The 656-nt window shown below is 68.0% G+C and carries 1 protein-coding gene; it reads left to right on the top strand.

Annotated elements, in window-relative coordinates; all coding sequences use genetic code 11:
- The coding region (locus ACV22V_RS32480) for an FAD-dependent oxidoreductase (protein WP_448016827.1) at positions 1 to 656 on the top strand (656 nt) is incomplete at both ends.

Below are 656 nucleotides of genomic sequence, written 5' to 3'. Positions count from 1 at the left end.
GCGCTCGCCGCCGTGTCGCACAAGCTGACGGGCGGCCTGCGCCTGCCGGGCGACGAAACGGGCGACTGCCAGTTGTTCACGACGCGCCTCGCGGCGCTCGCGGAATCGCTCGGCGTGAAGTTCCGCTACAACACGCCGATCGACGCGCTGGCGATCGCGGGCGGCAGGATCGCCGGCGTGCAGTGCGGCAGCGAGACGGTGCGCGCGGATGCATACGTCGTCGCGCTCGGGTCGTACTCCACGAACTTCATCTCGAACCTGATGAAGATCCCCGTCTATCCGCTGAAGGGCTATTCGATCACCGCGCCGATCGTCGACGAGACGGCCGCGCCCGTGTCGACGGTGCTGGACGAAACCTACAAGATCGCGATCACGCGTTTCGACCAGCGCATCCGCGTCGGCGGCATGGCGGAGATCGTCGGCTTCGACAAGAACCTGCGTGCCGCGCGTCGCGAGACGCTCGAAATGTGCGTGAACGACCTGTTCCCGGGCGGCGGCGACACGTCGAAGGCAACGTTCTGGACAGGCCTGCGCCCGATGACGCCGGACGGCACGCCGATCGTCGGCCGCACGCCGGTCTCGAACCTGTTTCTGAACACCGGCCACGGCACGCTCGGCTGGACGATGTCGTGCGGGTCGGGCCAACTGCTCGCCGA

Source organism: Burkholderia sp. AW33-5, from assembly GCF_053427615.1.
This window is presented reverse-complemented; position numbering and strand designations above follow the sequence as displayed.